23 protein-coding genes, 1 pseudogene and 1 riboswitch are annotated in these 17,572 nt (G+C 37.4%); of the genes and pseudogenes, 5 read left to right on the top strand and 19 right to left on the bottom strand.

The window, feature by feature from the left end; genetic code table 11:
• The first annotated feature begins 251 nt into the window (after positions 1–251).
• Positions 252–968 (top strand): hypothetical protein, encoded by a 717-nt coding sequence (locus MKY77_RS03960; RefSeq protein WP_339148994.1) that lies wholly within the window; start codon positions 252–254, stop codon positions 966–968.
• 206 nt (positions 969–1,174) lie between these two features.
• On the opposite strand, the gene MKY77_RS03955 is transcribed toward MKY77_RS03960, so the two are convergent.
• The 3 genes from MKY77_RS03955 to MKY77_RS03945 all read right to left on the bottom strand — a co-directional run bounded on the left by MKY77_RS03955 (position 1,175) and on the right by MKY77_RS03945 (position 3,726).
• A complete protein-coding gene (locus tag MKY77_RS03955) occupies positions 1,175–1,354 on the bottom strand; it encodes a hypothetical protein (protein ID WP_339148993.1) in 180 nt (59 codons plus the stop codon).
• A gap of 109 nt (positions 1,355–1,463) precedes the next feature.
• A complete protein-coding gene (locus MKY77_RS03950; protein WP_339148992.1) occupies positions 1,464–2,345 on the bottom strand; it encodes a hypothetical protein in 882 nt (293 codons plus the stop codon).
• A gap of 346 nt (positions 2,346–2,691) precedes the next feature.
• Positions 2,692–3,726, bottom strand: a complete 1,035-nt coding sequence (locus MKY77_RS03945; protein ID WP_339148991.1) for an HNH endonuclease — start codon at positions 3,724–3,726, stop codon at positions 2,692–2,694.
• Between the two features lie 147 nt (positions 3,727–3,873).
• Between MKY77_RS03945 and MKY77_RS03940 the strand changes: the two genes are divergently transcribed.
• The gene (locus MKY77_RS03940) at positions 3,874–5,154 is read left to right on the top strand and encodes an HRDC domain-containing protein (protein ID WP_339148990.1); all 1,281 of its coding nucleotides are present in this window, start codon (positions 3,874–3,876) and stop codon (positions 5,152–5,154) included.
• Positions 5,155–5,234: 80 nt separating this feature from the next.
• Here MKY77_RS03940 and MKY77_RS03935 read toward each other — a convergent pair.
• The 12 genes and pseudogenes from MKY77_RS03935 to MKY77_RS03880 all read right to left on the bottom strand — a co-directional run bounded on the left by MKY77_RS03935 (position 5,235) and on the right by MKY77_RS03880 (position 11,731).
• Positions 5,235–5,698 (bottom strand): annotated as a pseudogene (locus MKY77_RS03935) (GNAT family protein).
• 160 nt (positions 5,699–5,858) lie between these two features.
• Entirely contained in the window at positions 5,859–6,215 is a 357-nt protein-coding gene (locus MKY77_RS03930) for a GNAT family N-acetyltransferase (RefSeq protein ID WP_339149948.1), read from the bottom strand.
• A gap of 383 nt (positions 6,216–6,598) precedes the next feature.
• Positions 6,599–7,057 carry a hypothetical protein gene (locus tag MKY77_RS03925; RefSeq protein WP_339148989.1) on the bottom strand — a complete coding sequence of 153 codons (459 nt, stop codon included), beginning with the start codon at positions 7,055–7,057 and terminating at the stop codon, positions 6,599–6,601.
• A 23-nt stretch (positions 7,058–7,080) separates the two neighbouring features.
• Entirely contained in the window at positions 7,081–7,581 is a 501-nt protein-coding gene (locus MKY77_RS03920) for a ClbS/DfsB family four-helix bundle protein (protein ID WP_339149947.1), read from the bottom strand.
• A gap of 16 nt (positions 7,582–7,597) precedes the next feature.
• A complete protein-coding gene (locus MKY77_RS03915; protein ID WP_339148988.1) occupies positions 7,598–8,044 on the bottom strand; it encodes a DUF2500 domain-containing protein in 447 nt (148 codons plus the stop codon).
• Positions 8,045–8,202: 158 nt separating this feature from the next.
• Positions 8,203–8,619 (bottom strand): GNAT family N-acetyltransferase, encoded by a 417-nt coding sequence (locus MKY77_RS03910; RefSeq protein WP_339148987.1) that lies wholly within the window; start codon positions 8,617–8,619, stop codon positions 8,203–8,205.
• A gap of 43 nt (positions 8,620–8,662) precedes the next feature.
• On the bottom strand, positions 8,663–8,827 hold the full coding sequence (locus MKY77_RS03905) for a hypothetical protein (protein ID WP_339148986.1): 165 nt from the start codon (positions 8,825–8,827) through the stop codon (positions 8,663–8,665).
• Positions 8,828–8,860: 33 nt separating this feature from the next.
• Complete coding sequence (locus tag MKY77_RS03900) at positions 8,861–9,517, bottom strand: Type 1 glutamine amidotransferase-like domain-containing protein (protein WP_339148985.1); 657 nt, start codon at positions 9,515–9,517, stop codon at positions 8,861–8,863.
• Between the two features lie 39 nt (positions 9,518–9,556).
• Positions 9,557–9,940 carry a hypothetical protein gene (locus tag MKY77_RS03895; RefSeq protein ID WP_339148984.1) on the bottom strand — a complete coding sequence of 128 codons (384 nt, stop codon included), beginning with the start codon at positions 9,938–9,940 and terminating at the stop codon, positions 9,557–9,559.
• A gap of 458 nt (positions 9,941–10,398) precedes the next feature.
• Positions 10,399–10,869 (bottom strand): GNAT family N-acetyltransferase, encoded by a 471-nt coding sequence (locus MKY77_RS03890; RefSeq protein ID WP_339148982.1) that lies wholly within the window; start codon positions 10,867–10,869, stop codon positions 10,399–10,401.
• Positions 10,870–11,035: 166 nt separating this feature from the next.
• Entirely contained in the window at positions 11,036–11,227 is a 192-nt protein-coding gene (locus tag MKY77_RS03885; protein ID WP_339148981.1) for a DUF4083 domain-containing protein, read from the bottom strand.
• 129 nt (positions 11,228–11,356) lie between these two features.
• Positions 11,357–11,731, bottom strand: coding sequence for a hypothetical protein (locus tag MKY77_RS03880; protein ID WP_339148980.1), 375 nt, complete (start codon positions 11,729–11,731; stop codon positions 11,357–11,359).
• Between the two features lie 174 nt (positions 11,732–11,905).
• Here MKY77_RS03880 and MKY77_RS03875 point away from each other — a divergent pair, with 174 nt between their 5' ends.
• From MKY77_RS03875 to MKY77_RS03865, 3 genes are all read left to right on the top strand, one after another.
• Positions 11,906–12,529, top strand: a complete 624-nt coding sequence (locus MKY77_RS03875) for a glycosyltransferase (RefSeq protein ID WP_339148979.1) — start codon at positions 11,906–11,908, stop codon at positions 12,527–12,529.
• Between the two features lie 194 nt (positions 12,530–12,723).
• Positions 12,724–12,930 carry a helix-turn-helix transcriptional regulator gene (locus MKY77_RS03870; RefSeq protein WP_339148978.1) on the top strand — a complete coding sequence of 69 codons (207 nt, stop codon included), beginning with the start codon at positions 12,724–12,726 and terminating at the stop codon, positions 12,928–12,930.
• Positions 12,930–13,418, top strand: coding sequence for a hypothetical protein (locus MKY77_RS03865; RefSeq protein ID WP_339148977.1), 489 nt, complete (start codon positions 12,930–12,932; stop codon positions 13,416–13,418). The genes MKY77_RS03870 and MKY77_RS03865 overlap by 1 nt, the downstream gene beginning before the upstream one ends.
• A gap of 63 nt (positions 13,419–13,481) precedes the next feature.
• Here the strand turns inward: MKY77_RS03865 and MKY77_RS03860 are convergent, their stop codons facing one another.
• The 4 genes from MKY77_RS03860 to MKY77_RS03845 all read right to left on the bottom strand — a co-directional run bounded on the left by MKY77_RS03860 (position 13,482) and on the right by MKY77_RS03845 (position 17,559).
• Positions 13,482–14,675 (bottom strand): DUF2812 domain-containing protein, encoded by a 1,194-nt coding sequence (locus MKY77_RS03860; protein WP_339148976.1) that lies wholly within the window; start codon positions 14,673–14,675, stop codon positions 13,482–13,484.
• Positions 14,672–15,001 (bottom strand): PadR family transcriptional regulator, encoded by a 330-nt coding sequence (locus MKY77_RS03855; protein ID WP_339148975.1) that lies wholly within the window; start codon positions 14,999–15,001, stop codon positions 14,672–14,674. Before MKY77_RS03855 ends, MKY77_RS03860 begins: the two co-directional genes overlap by 4 nt.
• 376 nt (positions 15,002–15,377) lie before the next feature.
• Entirely contained in the window at positions 15,378–16,067 is a 690-nt protein-coding gene (tenA, locus tag MKY77_RS03850) for a thiaminase II (protein ID WP_339148974.1), read from the bottom strand.
• 143 nt (positions 16,068–16,210) lie between these two features.
• A riboswitch (TPP riboswitch) is annotated at positions 16,211–16,314 on the bottom strand.
• A gap of 111 nt (positions 16,315–16,425) precedes the next feature.
• The gene (locus MKY77_RS03845) at positions 16,426–17,559 is read right to left on the bottom strand and encodes a zinc-dependent alcohol dehydrogenase (protein ID WP_339148972.1); all 1,134 of its coding nucleotides are present in this window, start codon (positions 17,557–17,559) and stop codon (positions 16,426–16,428) included.
• Positions 17,560–17,572 lie beyond the last annotated feature (13 nt).

Genomic DNA, 17,572 nt, shown 5'->3' with positions numbered 1-17,572 from the left:
AATTAAGTTTATTATAATTGATATTTTGTTTAAGATCAACTATTTAGTTGTAAAATATAATAATATTTGCTTTAATAATATATTGATAAAACCTAATTATAACAGAAAAAACAACTACTTTTCTAGGTAAATTAAGGTTTGTTGCTCAAGGGGCCTTTTACTAAATCACCCTAATCCTACCATTATTATTCAACTGTTAACTTATTAATAATTCTTTGAAGTAAATATGATTATATTAGAGGAGAAATAATTTGAACTTCTTAACCGAATCTCATCGCTTTGCCGAAATAATCTTAGAAAATGACCCTCAATTTTCATCTGATTGGAAACAAGTGAAAAATGTAATTAAAAGTATCTATGATGGTGATATAATTAGAGCTTTTAATAAAATTTCTAAAGGTAAAGACAAGAGTATCTCAATTGCTTTGAACGCCTTATTTAGGGAACGATTTATTGCATTAGGCTGGAATAACCAACCATACATTTTCCAAGCTCCCCACTTACAAACTGATAGTACATGGAGATTAGATTTTGCAAAATCAGGTACTATAGCTATAGAAGTCGCATACAACCATGGAGAAGCAGTTTCTTGGAATTTAATAAAGCCAGTGTTAGCTAGTAATATCAACTTGATGACAAGGCAAACAGTTACTCAGATTGGAATTGTAATTACCGCAACAAAAGATTTAAAAAAAGTCGGTGGTTTTGACGGTGTTGTAGGACCTTATGAAAAATATGTTCAATACCTAAAACCAATGGAATTTCAATTGACAGCTCCCTTAAACATAATTGGGCTACTTCCTCCTAGAACGTTTAAGATAGAACATTATCAAATCCCTGGGATTAGAAAAAAACTAGGGAGAGTAAAATTAATTGTGAATTTCAAAAAAAATCCAAGTGGGAGTTTTTCTATTAGAAACAAAGGAGGAACTTATAAAGGAAGAATTTATTGTTACAATAAATATTAACATTTATTGATAATTGTTTCGCTTCGAGGGAAAATTTACACTTTAAACATAAATATTTTTTCAAAAAACTATAAGGTTTGGTTAACCCTGTAAACTTTGTGTATAAACCAAATCCTTATAGTTTTTATTCTTTTAATTTTGAAAAGGTTTGATTTGTTTATTTATTGAATAATTTAATAAGAAAACAGTATAACTTCAAGGCTAATTTATAGATTATGCTTTTTCAAGATAGTTTCAATTGTACCAAAATCCTTCCAATTAACTTGCATTTCAAAAATATCAAACTCCCCATAACAATTTGCGTGATATAAGGAGTTCACCTCATCAATTACAACTTCTTCATTCTTTCTTAATTCTCTTCTGCAGTAAGTACATTTAATCTCCATATTATAATCCCCCTCGTTAAATGTGTATTCGCTTCCTAAATTATATAAACCCAGGAATAAAACAAACAATAAAGCTGATGAATAAATTCATGCACCTTTTCATTACTCATCAACCTTCATGTCCCCTATACAATTCGTCCTTAAGCAACTTATTCCATGCCCTTTCAGGAGATACAGGGAGTTTTAATGCTCCTCCTAGTTGCGCGGCCACATCCATGAACAACTCCTCGACCTTTGCATCATCTACTTTCAACTTCTTATCTTTCAACATTACCACCCTCTTGATAGTTCCAGGAGCCATTCTGTCGTTCCCATTACTTGGATTAAACCCTTTCTCTTTGCTCGACCTCGGCTTACCATCAACTAACATTAAGTTGTTTGGACCATTTATATCTAGATAAACTACTTCCAAGTATAGCCGCAATGATAAATCATATTTTTTCTGTTTATATAAGAGCTCTCCCATATGGAGTGTGGTGTTCCGATACAATCCCCATTGATGAAGGTTAGCATGCTCAATTCGCTCATGCATCATTAAGTGCCATTGAACATCCTCTTCACCAGGCTCTTTTCCCCAGTCACGATTTAACTGTTTTTTCATCTTGTCATATTTTCTTTTTGACTCCATTAATTCTCCATATGTACCGTTTTGTTTCGCCCAAGCTATTTCTATCTTTTCAGCTTGCTCCTCTGTCACCGCAACTCTTACCCGTTCCTTTTCTTGAACAAAAGGTAATGTACGGACATATACATCATTTTTGCAGAGCGGACATGTTTTTTTTCTTGATAAGGGCTTGTCGAAAGAGTGATTGCAGTAAGGACATGTGGCGTCCTCTAATCGTTTCATTCCTTCTTCCAATTGCATCTTTTGTTTTTGCTCTGGAGAATTCGACCTCTTTGCCACTTCAACCCTTATTGAAGACTTTTCTTGTGTTTCTTTTTTTGCTTCCTCAACTGCAAATAATTGTTTGATTTTTTTAAAGAAACCCATAGGAAACCACCTTTATATGCTCTATTGTTCTATTATACAATCAATTTTGATTAATTCAGCTGACCTCTCCACCAACTCATTCACAAACTCCTGCTTCCCTTTTTGATACATATGATGGTAATCAGAAAACTGCCTTGCTAATTTAATTTCAAATATTCATATACTTTTGTATCTTCTCTTTGTGCCTGGAGATAAGCTTTTTAATGCAGGTGTCTTTTTATATTGTCATTTCCGACCTCTCGATTAGTCGTTTTTTTATTGAGATTTTGTTCATGTGACACCACAAGGAAACAGGCACCATAACTAATTAGCTTTGAAATACTCTTTAGTTAGTATTATGTGAAATTTAAACAACTATAGTAGAGTTTTTACTTTTCAATCGGTCTTTTAACTGTTTTAAAGACAAATAACTACCATTCTCTTTTCGATGTAGCATCGCATGGCAATTTGGACAAACAGGAATTAAATCTTCTCTAGGGTTTACTGTGTAATCTTGCTGAATCTCATGAAGAGGAATAATGTGATGAACGTGTATAAAATCTTTACCGACTTCACCATATGTGTCTTCAAAATCAATATTACATATTTGACATTTGACACCGTAAAAGTCGATACACTGCTTTCGAGCAATTGGGTTCCTTTCATATACATTTACATTGATAGTCTTACGCTTTCCTTCTTCTAAAGTGGCCGGAACTTCTTCAGGAAAAAAATCTTTCGTCAAATCCTGCTCAAAGAAAGATGCAATATAATCGCTAAGCTCTCCTGTTAATTTCATCGAACCTTGAATGTTACCTTTTAATCCGTATTCACGTAATTTTGAAAGAGATAAATCAGAAGTATTCGCCTCATCCACCAGTCGAACCCGTGTACGATCGTACCCTAGTGATTTTTCATATTTTTCACTATCTTTCCAAAAAGCATTATCATATGTAAGGTTTGTTTCTTGCACTAGACCTTCCATTACCTCTACTTTAAAACGAATTCTCCTAACACTACCAGATACATATATAAATAATACATCTCCATTTTCATAGTTATATGAACGCTTCCAATCTAACGTATCATAATATTTAAATGCCCCTTCAACATCATAATCATTTGAGTTTGCAGGAATAAGCCAAAATCTACGAGCATTTTTATGTCCACTTACTTCAAGTTCTCTTCGTCGGTTGGTAGCAATATCAATAGGTGCAACAAATCGATATTCATCCATACCACTATAGTAAGGTATGTTATAAACATAACCCCTCTCAATGTAATCATAAAATTTATACTTTGAAGAATTAAATTGTTCCGCAAAAAGGATAGCAGCTTGTTGTATATTTTCAGCTTGGAAGAATTCATCTCCATTTTTATAGATTGTAATCGGACAAGCCATGATATTTTCTCTCCTAACGATATTAAATTAATTTGTTAATTTCTCATAGTCTAAATTCCCTAAATGTTTATACATCATCTGTTATAATATTATTACATAATGTTACAATATTACCAAGTTAAACAAATACTACTTGCGAGGTAACCCATGTCCTTTTTCAAAAATGTCATTGACGCGTTTAAAGATAACCGAGAAATAAAGCAACCTATCGTACATAAGCATATCAGCGAGAATCCTATTCTATTAGAAAATCTAAAAAGTCTCGCAAAAAGCAGCAATCCTTCTGTGGACTTCAAGAAAGTAGAAAACCATCTCAAGCTATTTTCCATCGGGCATGCAGGAGAAGAAAGTGTGATGTTTGAGTTGAAGAACTCCATGGTTCCGATGTTGATTCTCCATGATATTTACCTTGAATTTGAGGATTATCAAGCCCAGATGGATTTTGTACTTGTCACCCCTAAGTTCATTCTTGTACTGGAAGTAAAGAAGCTTTTTGGAGATATTCTTGTCACGGATAAGGGTGACTTTCAGCGTGTCATCAGAAAGAGTAATAGAGTTGTAAATAAAGAGGGAATGTATAGCCCGATCAACCAAGTGGAAAGACATGTGATGATATTGGAGAGGTTCCTTAAGGCCAAAGGGATTATCAAAAAGTGTCCTATTCGATATGCGGTGACGTTTGCCAATCCGAAGACGATCCTGGAGATTTCCAAAAACGCTCCAACCCATATTCAGAACTGCGTCATCCGTCATGACCAAATAAGTGCTTTTTTTAAAGCTGAAATGAAGAAGAGCTCTCCTGTCGAGATGCATGCTTCACTTGTTTATAAGGTTACTAATGCTATCTTGGGAGCTAGCCAATTGAAACCTTTTATTGAACAGGAATATCTGTTGGAAGACGAACAAATAGGGGCATCCGCTTTTGTCGCAGCCACTATAGAGCAGGAACTGCCTCCCGTTACTCCTATGGAAAACAACAATCTAAAGATGTTGCTTACCGAATACCGCACAAGAAAAGCCAAAGAGTCCGGAGTAAAACCGTATCATATTTTCAACAACCGTACATTGGATATCCTCCTTGAAAAGATGCCACAGACTTTAGAACAGCTGCTGGAAGTGGAAGGCATTGGACAGAAAAAAGCGGAGGATTATGGGGACGAGATCTTGCACCTTTTACAAGGTAAGAACGCGGAAAGTTCTTCAGATGAACCTAAAGACTTTCGTTCTCTTCTGATGGAATACCGTAAAACTCATGCCCGGGAGCTGAATGTTCCGCCATACTATATTTACACCAACAAAACGATGGAAGCAATACTGGAACAAAAGCCGAAGTCCATACAGGCTTTACTAAAAATTGAAGGCATTGGACCGAAGAAAGCAGAAGAGTTTGGAGAAGGAATTGTTCTTATCTTTACGAAGAAACCTTAAATCGCACTGCCTTTGCAGTGCTTTTTATATTAGAAAAACCCAGCTCGTAACGAACTGAGTTTTACATTCTTACTTCCTAATTAGCATTCATACACCATTCTCAAAAATTCATATGTACTCCATTAGTATCCTGCATAAAGGTATCCATATCCTTAAACCCTACTTTTCTATATACTTTTATCGCTCTTTGATTAAAAGTCGCAATAGATAACGTAATTTTATCTACTGTATTACTTGATTGGATAAAATTCATACCGGCATATAGAAATTCCACCCCTCTTCCATCACCAGTTAGATCCGGTCTCATTCCTAACCCTATATCGTATACAGTAGCTGCTGCTTGACTCACACTGAAGAAACCGATCAACTCATCATTCATCATTACCGCAAACATAGCGTTACCTCTTGCTTTACAATCCAGAAATTCCGCTAAGTCTTCTTCATCTGCTTCCATATCGTAAAAAGCATATTCGCCATTATAGTGCCAGTTATGTGCAATCTCTTCTGCTTGTTCTTGAGTCATCTTTTCAAACTTATACATCATATATAAAATCTCTTTCTCAAACTATAATTCACCATCTTATGCCTCTTCCTATACACATGCTTTTTTTTACGTGGACTGCTCCAAGTATAGTGTATCCTTAAATTTGACGGGAATATCTTAAAGAAATATAGTCCTCATTCTCATTCCCATACGTCTTTTGTTAGTGTTCGTAAATAAATCCTTTAGCTTCATAGAAAGGAATACCTTTTAGGTTACCTTTTTGTACAGATACCCATTGCGTTGTTGCATTATATTCTTGTTTTTGTTGTTTAGTAATAGCTTCTAACAAAATAGTACCCATTCCCTCATTACGTCTGTGGGGATTGAGATATAAGACAAAGATCTCACCTTCCGTCTCACCAATCATTCCTCCTCCACCAGCACCAATTACTTCATCATTTTCAACTGCAACAAAATAACCTCCCCAATGTCTATTAGGTTTTGTTACTTCATCCAGTATTCTTTCCTTGTTATAAAACTCTTTTATCACTTTCTCAATATAATCTTTTGAATAAATATCTTCATAAGTTGCTCTATAACCTTCAGAACAGACTCTTTTTATACCTTCAATATCACTTGTTCCTGCTTTATATATATACTTATAATGTTAAGCCCTCCATTCTCTTCTAGACACTTATTCTATTAAACTCTCAATACTTTCTAAAAAGAAATGCTAAACTTTCCCTTCTTCAAGAAATTATCCCTAAGAAGTCTTATTCAACTCTATCCTTTATCTGTCTCAACAAATCTATTATTTCTTCATTTTGTTTGTTTGCTCGCCTTAACTGCACTTCTATGGATAAAAGGGTAATAACAATTAATAATGATTACTATAATTAGCAATACCTTCACCTCATCCTTCCCTCTCTTAGATCCCCTAAATTCGCTTTAAATAAATATTCAATAGAATAGGCTTACTAAATAAATGATAAGTATTGCTATTACACTTGTTGCGGAAAGCAGTTTGTAAGATTTATGAATGAACCTAGCTTTCCATTCTTCATAGATGAAAAGTAACAGAAAAGGAACAAATCCAAAAATGCTAAATCCAAACGAAGGAATTAGAAATAGTAGAAAAAACAGGAATGCCCAAAAGACGTATAGGATAAATTTAAAAGCTTTGGCCCCAGAAGGAATTTTCTTGATTAACATCTCCGTAATGATAGCTACTGGGATGGCATAAAAGCTAGAAGGAAAATAAGCGAATGAAACAAGCGTAACTGTATCACGGATATCCACTATCTTGGGATATCGTAAATCAAAAACTGGAGTCATGATGCATAAGGCAGTAATCAATAGTATGGATATTGGCGATATCACAACGAATTGTAGTAGTTTATCCTTTAAGAGTATTTTCATAGTCCCCACCTAGTCATCAGCCTTTATTTCACAAGTTGCTTCTCTTCCATTCCTTTTATAGACTTTGCAATAACCTCACATTTTTTTATCCCCCAAATGTAATGATCGGAAGTATTTGCTGCAAAATAGCTATATAAATTACTAGTTTTGGTCCACTTATACTGTTTTTTGGTCATGATTTCTTCATTGGTATGTGATTTAATAAGTTTCATCACTCGTTCATGGCTTAACTTCAATTTCTTCATCGCTTGATTTAATGATACGTCTTGGTAGTTTTCCCAAGTTCGCATATTGAGTTGCCCGATCTTACTCCATTTATAACCCGGTGCCGGCATAAACGGGATATCCCCATTCATACCTTCCCTATACCATCTCTCCAGCATGGCATGCCATTCATACAGGTGCATGACGACATCACGGAAATTCTTATCTCTTTCTAGCGTTTCAATGGAAAGGCCTCTTTTTCTACTTGGTACGGATTCAATAATTGCAAGTAATCTATTAAAGTTTTTGTCACTATTCATCAGTAGAATATCTTTTTCACTTGTAGTCACCTTGGTCTCCTCCCGATATACTCACTTTGTTCCGCTCAAAGCCTAAATACCGCGTCCCTTGAAAACTTAATACTCCATTGTCATCTTCGGAAAGTAACCCATACTCCTTACCAGAAACTTGAAACTCCGAACGGTCACCGCTTTCAAACTCGAACGTCACATAATATTTTGTATGCGTGCTGGAAGAATGGTGATGATGGATATCGTTGTTATGATGCATATTAGACCTTTTGGTAACATCTATCCGTTTTGATGTAACAACAGCTGGCACACTTAGCTTCGGAGACTGCTCATTTTTCTGCCACTCCCCAACACCTTTGAAAACCGAAATTAAGATACTACCGATAACAATCACAAAAATAATGCCAATGAAAATAGGTACAATCTCAAACATAGGATTACCACCAGCCACCACACTATATGGATCTGACATGTTACACTCCTCCTTTGATTACATCTTTATCTTTGAAATATATACGCGCATTATAATGAAAAGTTTCATCATAGGTTTCTGCAAAACCCTTTTATACAAAATAAGCGCTCATCCTTGAAACAAGAATAGCGCCTGGTAGTTAAGTAAGTAACTCCCCATTATTCTTTACTTGTCTTCCTAAATCCGTAAAACGTTCTGTAACCTTTTTGCTCATAAAAAGTTCGAGAATCACTGTTTGCTAGCATTTCTATCCTTGTGGTTGGGTATAAGTGATGTACATAATTCAGCAATATTTCTCCAATCCCTAACCCACGATAGGTACAATCTATTAATAACTCACAGATGTACAAGGTGATAGATTGATCTGTAAGCCCACGAATATATCCAACCAGCTGCCCGTTTATTTCTGCAACATAAGCAATGTTTGAGTGATTCCAGGCTTCCCTTGTACTCTCTTTATTTTCAACAAGGTTATTCCACTTTTCCTCTTCATTTAATCTATTAACATGTATAAAGCCTTCTTTTCTATACTCTCTAACCTCAAGCCAGTTTTCATTTCTCAGGTGTATACGCATGCAATCGCACCTCTACGAAGTTTTAGATAAAACTTCCCCCTCTCTATTTCTTGAACAAACCTATTAAAGTGGTAATGACTCCTAGTGCAAAGATGATTTGCACAGTGTTTGAAATGGACTCTGTACCGCCTGTAGGTATGTTCTGAACGAATATACTTATTATCAATATTGCGATACCTAATAACATTATTCTGATTGGATCTTTCATATGTAACCCACCTTTAATTATTCGTCTATAAATTTAGAGCGTCGCAACCAATTTCTGAATGACTGAATTAGAAATTACATACACATCACCAAAAATGTCGATTTGATCTCCCTTTACGCGAATAGCGCAATCTTTATTTGACGCATAAATGTCCATTTCATGGGATAACGGAGACAACTCGCTTAGTATCTGATCGGTGTTATTTTCTAAGTCATAATGAGATAGGACGGAAATATCGTCGAGGCCGACTCCAGAGTAAATAGAGCTTGTTTCCGTTTCAAATCCAAGTTCTTTCGAGCATAGCCATTTAGCGGACATATTGATTGCACCAGCGCTAGCTCCGATCACAACCGCTTTACTTTGTTTGATTGGCTCCGACAATTCATATTCCATCAGAAATTCATTTTGTTTAAGCGGATTTCCGCCCAATAAGAAAATAACGGAAGCCTTCTGAATCAATGTATGGGCATCATCCTTCTGTAGTTGATAATTAACTAAATGATATTCATCAAATGTAATGCCGGCCACGTCAAGCCACGAACGTTCCGTAGCGCCATCCTCTTCATAAATATCTGGATTCGAGCTAATCATGGCGATCGATTTCCTATCTGTAATATCCTCCTGTAACACCCTAGTCAAATTCTCAGGAATGAAATTGTTGAACCAACCTAAATAATAGTGTGTTTTCATAAGTACCCCCAAAGTTCACTTTGCCTTTTTCCCAGTCCCTTATGCTAAAGAAATAAATAAACATAGTATGAAAATAAAACCCGATAACGGTGTCATAAAAAGTCTTTCTTTTTTACTTCGAGACATTAGGTTTGCTATCGTATTTAATCCCAGGAAAATTGTAATGACCCATACTAATATATTTGTAGATAAAAAATCTAAACTATTTAAAACATGAGTATGCTGCAGAAAAACGAAGCCCATAAATATGAGAATGAAAGCATTTACCGCACTCACAATCCGTAATTTTTTAGGCAATACTTTATAGTATCCCCCCATTGCAAATTCACCAAAAGGGTAGCCAAGTGAAAGTAACACCTGGAAAACAGCTACGGACATGCAAAAAACTGCGACAGTTATTGCTGCTAAGTAGACAAAATCCAATTATGTTACCTCCTCCTAATTTTCATCTATCCTGTCTAATCCTTAAGTCAGGAGCGAGCCACTCTCCTGCTATCGCTCCCAATTAACTGAATAAATATCTAATTCCTTTTTCTTATCAACAAGTAGAGAACCGTTCCAACTAAAATGAAGATAACCGTACCAACAATAAACTTTACATTTGATACCCCTACTTCCATAGTATCTTCAGTTTTATGTTTTATGTCATTAACTGTCCACCAGTCATTTATTGAAGATTCATATATTGCAAGATATAGCCATATTAAATAACAACAGAGTATCAATAAAAAAAGACCAATTTTTCGATTCATCGCTTCTCCTTTTCCCTATGGGCGTTTCTAATTTTTCTTCATCTCAACTGCCCTATACTTATGTATGGAACAATCCATTATGCTTCCATTTGAATAACTAAAATAGCAAAATCAAAGGAAGCTACTAAGTTAATTACAATTCACGCTTTTTTTAAATACATTAATCTCTTCGTATTTATCGTCAGAAACAGTTTCAATAAAAGTCCAACCTCTTTTTCTATAATACTCAGATGTATCTTCTGTTCTTAAATAAAGTTCACTAAACCCTAATTCCTTAACTACATCTATGGTTTTATTTACCAATTGTTGTCCTACACCTTTACTGCGATACTCAGGTTTTGTATATAAAGATGCAAGCCAAGGTTTATATATACTTCTTATTTTCAAATCATTTTCTAGAATCGATACAGTTCCTAGACATTCATCGCTCTCTATAGCCACAAGTGTTATCGGAAAGATATTTGTATGCGTATTTGAAAAATGTTTAACAACATCTTCAAACTGCATAACACTATTTGTTTTTACTACAAATTCCTGATAAACCATTTCAGCAACTATTTTCGTCATATCGGGATGGTTTGATAAAAAATCAATTTTCATTTTAAACTCCCTTGCCGTTCATATGTATTTTTTAGCTTGAATTGCCCTGGTTTAAGCCTACTACCTCTCAGTTTTTAAAGACATTTAATCTTATTAAATATAAGCTCCAGTTTGTTGAGTAATCGTAATTTAAAAATCAATTATTGGTACATTAAAGTTAGTACTATTAGGAATTTCTATCCTTTTCAAGTAAAGCTATAATTTTATCAAGTTTCTTTTCAATCTCACCTGTTTTTTTTCTTTTAGCAGAAGAATTAATATATAAACTTCGGATGATAAATGTGAAGGAAACAACACTCAATACTATTAGACCAATAAGTATCAAATAAACTATTGAACTAAAATCAAAACTTCCCATAACACAACACCTTCTTTTAAGATAACTCATCTTTTTGATTAGTACTGCCTAAATCTATTGTAAAGAGTGAGCGACTTTGTAACAATCGCTCCAAGTTTATTGAAGAACGATTGAACATTTCTGTGATTGCTACTGAAATTCAACTTTAACAACATCTGGTTCCTGCCCTTGCCTAACAAGGATAACATTAGCTTCATAATCATTTTTCCATTCAATGGATATATCATCAGGTAGATTAGTTTTTATAATAGAATTATTATCATAATTAATTCTTAATGTAGGATCGGGGAAATCTTCTACCCTAACAATTTCAATTTTATTTTTATTATTTGGAGAATCACTGACCATTAACTGAATTTCACTAGGGACAAATACACGGTAAGAAATCCCAATAATGAATGCAATAATTAAAAGTCCTATTATCACTACCCCGAAGAAACAGCCAATTTTAGTGTAAAACTTAGTTTCTTCTCGCTCTTCATTATTAACAGTATTCCAGTCCATTAGCATTCTCCTATCTGTACAATAAGCAATTTCTTATTGAATAATCCTGCCCAACTGCTTAATACCAATTATTTCATAATCTACATATTCCTACAATAAGTCATGCGATTTAGGAATAATAAAAATCCCAATTATTCATAATAAAAAGGACACATTTTGGAAGGAGAAGGATTTATGAGAAAAATATGGTTGATTGGATTTGTTTTTTTACTTTCTCTAAATATGTTTGGTGGAACTACTACTGCTTATGCCGTTAGCGAATCTGAGGTGAAGTTCGAGAATGATTTCAGAAGGCTTTGGATAGATCATGTATTGTGGACAAGTAATTATATTACAAGTGCCACAACAGCAGGTGCGGAGGATCAAAAAGAGGTACTGGCTAGGCTCCTGAAAAATCAGGAGGATATTGGCAATGCGATAAAGCCAGTGTATGGAGAAGAAGCTGGGAATAAACTTACCGAGCTGCTTAAGGAGCATATTGTGATTGCAGGAAAGATTGTTGATGCGGCTAAGGGCGGAAATGAAGCCTTGGTGAAGCAGCTAAACAAAGAATGGGTTAGAAATGCCGATGACATCGCAGCTTTTCTTAGTGGAGCCAACCCCCATTTAAAGAATGAAGATTTAAAGAAAATGCTGTATATGCATCTGGAATTAGTGGCAAATGATCTATCTGCAAGTTTAGCAAAAGACTGGGAAGCTAGAATCGTTGCAATTGTCGAAGGAGTCACACATATCATCCTAATGGCAGATGCTATCTCTGCGGGAGTTGTGAAGCAGTTTCCTGATAAATTTAAATAATTGTCTTAGAGGCCGTCCAGAAAGTCATGCAGTTGACTTTTTGGGCGGTCTTTTTTTTGAAGCTCATGCCCAATAATTGTTCGCAACACCTAAATAATGTAAAGTACCCTTGACATTCGTTAAAATGTAAAGTAAGCTTTACTTATAACTAATTGTAAAGCTAGCTTTACAAAATAATCAGAGGTGTAGATACGTTGAAAAATCGGATTAAAGATCTGCGCAAAGCTACGAAGATGACGCAAGAGGAGCTGGCCATTCAGGTGGGGGTCTCGAGACAATCCATCATTGCGATTGAATCAGGGAAATATAACCCCTCACTCGAACTAGCTTACAACATTTCAAAGGTTTTTGATTGCATCATTGAAGAGGTCTTTATTTTAGAAGAAGGGGGAGAGGAATAATGGGGGTACAAATTGGTGGGTTGGTCGGATTATATGGAGGAGCTGTGATAGGTATATTAGCTTGGTGGTTTGGACGCCGTATGGCCAAAAAGCAGCGTGGTTTGGATGAACTGCATGACCATATTTGGCAAAAGGCCCGGGCCATTTCTTGGTTCTTCACGCTTGCTTCCATGTACATTCTATTCACTTTAGTCATATTCGGAATGGAATTAACGGCCGCGATGGTTCTCGGAGTCGTTATGCTTGTTCATTTTGCCAGCTGGGGGATTACAGGCGTGGTCTTATCCATCAATATGAATATGGAAGAGCCTTTGAAGCCTTCTAGAGTTAAATTCGGGATAGCCACTGTGGCCTTATCACTACTTTTATTTCTAGTTCTTTCTATTGCAACCGACAACTGGTGGTTCCTGCTTGCCAGCGTCCCACCAACCTTGATTGGATTGATATGGGCATTGACTCCGGAACGAGGTAGTGAAGAGACCTTCTAATCAACTAATAGAAAAAGACCATTAAAACCTTGTGCGTTTTAATGGTCTTTTTTCAATGTTTATTCAAGCTCTTTGCAACCTAAAATAATACATCCAGGTTTTTGTGATGAATGTTCCAAATACTAGTATTAATAGGAAAAACATTACTGTGTTGGTATTCATTAAGGTCCAGGTCTCCCCTTGTCGGAGCAAATAACCGATGTTCATGCTGGCAATAAAAATGTACATAAGTACTATTGGCAGAAACAGCATGGTATAGGAGAAGGCAACTTTCTTGGCATGCTTGAGCTTGTGTGTTTTGTCGCTGTATAAGTCTGGTGGTATCTCGCCTTCTTCATATTCCTTACTCCAGATGGTCCACTTTTGGAGGGCACCCTTGGAGCTGAATACATCCTTCCAACCTGCTTGTCTATGAATCTCGAAATAGCTATCATCCGAGAGGTTTTGGTAGTCTGCGCTGAATTTGATGTTTTGTGCTTCGCCTTTTCGGAAGTAGTAGGTGGTGCCAAGTTTGTTGAGGCGGTATAGGCGATATCCTTCTGCTGCCATTTTTTCTAGGAACCTTTCGAGTTTATCCGGGGAATACATCCATCCGAACTTGCGGCGCTTGATAAGCAGCCCATCTCGCTTAAGTTGTTTTTCTTCTGCTTTATTAAGGTTTTTCCTATCCAATGTGTGTGGTGTCGTGAATGTTGTTTGGTTCTCAGTAGATAGCGCTTTGTTTGTCTTCTTTATTTTCCAAACAGAGTAGATCATGAAAAAGTAGAAGGCGAGTGCTAAAGCTGCACCGATATAGGTGATGATCCAGAATGGACTCTCCACCACTTCCACATTGCCATTACTTGCGGTATAAGCTGTGGCAAACATGGCCACATTTGCCAGTGTCGCAGCTGTAAAGTAGATGAGTATGGCCATGAATGCGTAAAAGATATAATTATTCCGTTTGATAATGGCATCGCGACTCGTGGACGTGGTCACTTCTGCCTGTGGTCTTTCATTTGCAATCACATACCATTTTCCGCTTTGCGTAACTTTTTCCCAGCCGTCATTGCACATGGTATTGGATAAAGTGGTAGGTTTTATTTTGTCGTAGCCGATTCGGTAGGTGGCATCCTTTGGAGCTCCCTTTTCGAATGTGAAGCACCGTTTGAAGCGGTGAAGTTCTTTCAGGTGATAGCCTTCTTTTGCCTGGTCGCTGAGCCATTGCTCGGTCTTCTGCACATCATAGCTCCATAATGGTCTTATGTTTGTTTTCATTTGAATCCCCCCTCGTACTTCAGTGCGTTTCCGTGAAGCTCCTTCAATCGTGTAATCTCTGCGGTGATCAGCACTTTGCCGCTATCGGTGATTTCGTACACCGTCTTTCGCTCTGCATCCGAGAACACGGTGATGACCCCATCCTTTTGCATTTTTGTCAGTGTTCCGTATATCGTACCAGAGCCCAGACGGATGCGGCTGTTCGAGATTTCTTCTACGTGTTTGATGATGCCATAGCCATGGCGTGGTTCTGTTAATGAGAGCAATATGTAGAAGGCGGTTTCTGTCATGGGTATGTATTTTTTAATGATTTTGGAAAGTTCCAATGTGGTCACCTCTGTTCTTCTTGCTATGTGGCAACGTGATATATGTCACGACGTGAGTATATCACGTTGTGACATAAGTGAGCAAGAGATTTTTTGGGGAAGGGACAGACGAGGTGACCAATTTTGATGGAGTTTCACTTCAAATGTGAAGTGAAAGCTTTTTTGAAATAGAATGCGAAAATGGTTGAGGTTTGACGAATGGTTAGGAGAGCTTTCGTTACGATGCTAAATTTCCGTTTCAACAAACGTTTGTTTAATTTTTGTTATTCTAAGAAAGCACTAGAACATAGACAAAATGCAGGTAATCATCATGATCACCTGCATTTTTCAGCCGGTCAAAGGACCTTTACCGTCCCTAATGTTACTAATCTATTTACTAAACCCTCACCCGATCCAAAGCAACTGGCCACTTTTCCTGGGTATAAGCCATTGTCCAAAATTGGTGTTCTAATTGTGTGCTCGTTATAAAGTGGTCACGCATACGTTGTTTTTCTTCTTCACCCGCTGTTGATGCACAAGCATCAATTTTGTCCATGAACACTTCTGTGATGGAAGTCACTTCCTTGTTTCCATAAAACATGATCCATTCATAGAAAGGGTGATCAGGTGTTGGCTTCACTTCTTGGATGAGCTTTTTCCCAATCTCCCAATATGTCCAAGGGCAAGGGGCAAGGGCAGCAAGGGTTTCGCCTAATGTGCCGTTTGTTGCTGCTTCCATCATATGTCGAGTATAGTGGTGGGCAGTCGGAGCAATTGGGGCTTTTTGCAAATCCTCATAACGTACGCCAGCTACTTCACAAAAGTTATTATGTGGATGCACCTCGGAATTTAACACAAACCCTATTTGTTGCTGGAAAAATGCCATATCTTCTCGGTCTGTGCATTTAGAAACAGCCAGCCCATAAATTCTACAAAAAGTCGATAAATACTCAAAATCTTGTTCTACATAATGAATAAGTGCCTCTTTTGGTACATTACCTTCCCCGATCCCTTTTACAAACGGATGTTCAAAAATCGACTGAAAAATGGGATCTGCCTCTCTTCGTAACTGCTCAGAAAACTTCATGTCGTATTCCTCCTCAAAATTAATTAGGAGAATACCCACCTTTTCCCACAGAAGAACAAAACTTAGTAAAATCGTTATCTTATTTCATAACGAAAAAAGCTCCTCTTCCACGGGAAAGAGGAGCATGAGTATATGTACGTACTAAACTCAATGCGCCACTTTCCTCCGCTGGTATCAACCAGATCAGGTTCAAAGGGTCCGTCGCGTAACGCTCCGTCTCAGCCAATTGGCTCCCCTAGTGGATATTCTATATGAATATATTACAATAGATAGTTATTTATTCCAAGCGTTTTATATTTTGCGGACAGGAACCTTGACCTAAGTTGGTCAAAGGCCCTGCACAATCTAACGGACACAATCAAGGCTTCAAAATTACCTTAATACAGTCATCTTCTTTTTTGTTAAAAATGTCATATCCATGTGCTGCCTCATCCAAGGACATCTTATGTGTAATGATCTTGGTCGGATCAATCTTCCCACTCTTTATCTGATCATACAGATGTGGCATAAAATGACGTGCAGGCGCCTGCCCCATCCTGATATTGATGTTCCGGGTGAAAAACGGCCCTAGCGGGAACATGTTGTACAATCCACCATACACACCAGTAATTTGCAGGGTTCCTCCTTTTCGCACCGCTTTGGTTGCGATCTGGATCGGCCCAAGTGTCCCGCCTTGCAGTTTCATTTTTTGCTCGACCCATTCTAGCGGAGATTTTTTCCCGTCCATCCCCACACAGTCGATGACAACGTCGGCTCCACCTTTGGTCAGTTCCTTGAGGGTTTCGCCCATGTCGTCGTATTTGGTGAAATCGAAGACTTCTGTTTGCATGTGTTGCTTGGAATGCTGGAGCCTATTGCCGATATAATCGACGGCGATGACTCGCTTGGCACCTTGTTGCCAAGCAAATTGCTGGGCCATGAGTCCAACTGGTCCGCAACCTAGGACAATGACCGTGTCTCCCTCCTTCACACCGGCATTCACCACGCTCCAGTAGGCAGTTGGCAGGACGTCCGATAAGAGGAGGAGTGATTCATCCTCAAGCTCACAGTCCTCCGGGATGACGAATGGGGTAAAGTTGCCAAACGGGACGCGCAAGTATTCCGCTTGTCCTCCTGGGTGATTTCCGAATTTCTCGGAATAGCCGAAATAGCCACCGGAGTCATAGTGCGGGTTTGAGTTATCGCATTGACTTTCCAGCTCGTGTTCACAGTAATGGCATCTCCCGCACGCGACGGTAAATGGGATGACAACTCGGTCTCCCTTTTTTACCTTTGTCACGTCTGGTCCCACTTCCTCCACGATCCCCATCGGTTCATGCCCGATGATATAGCCGATTGGTAATGGGAAGTTCCCTTGATACAGATGAAGGTCTGACCCACAGATGGCGGTGGACGTTATCCTGATAATGACGTCTTCCCGGTCCTGGATTTTAGGGGCCTCTACTTTTTTAACCACTACAGTATTTTTTCCTTGGTACGTAACTGCTCTCATGTTGTCCTCCTTG

The sequence above is a fragment of the Sutcliffiella sp. FSL R7-0096 genome (genome assembly GCF_038595065.1).
Taxonomy (GTDB): domain Bacteria; phylum Bacillota; class Bacilli; order Bacillales; family Bacillaceae_I; genus Sutcliffiella_A.
Note: the sequence above shows the minus strand (reverse complement) of the source record. Positions and strands in the feature narration are given on the sequence as shown.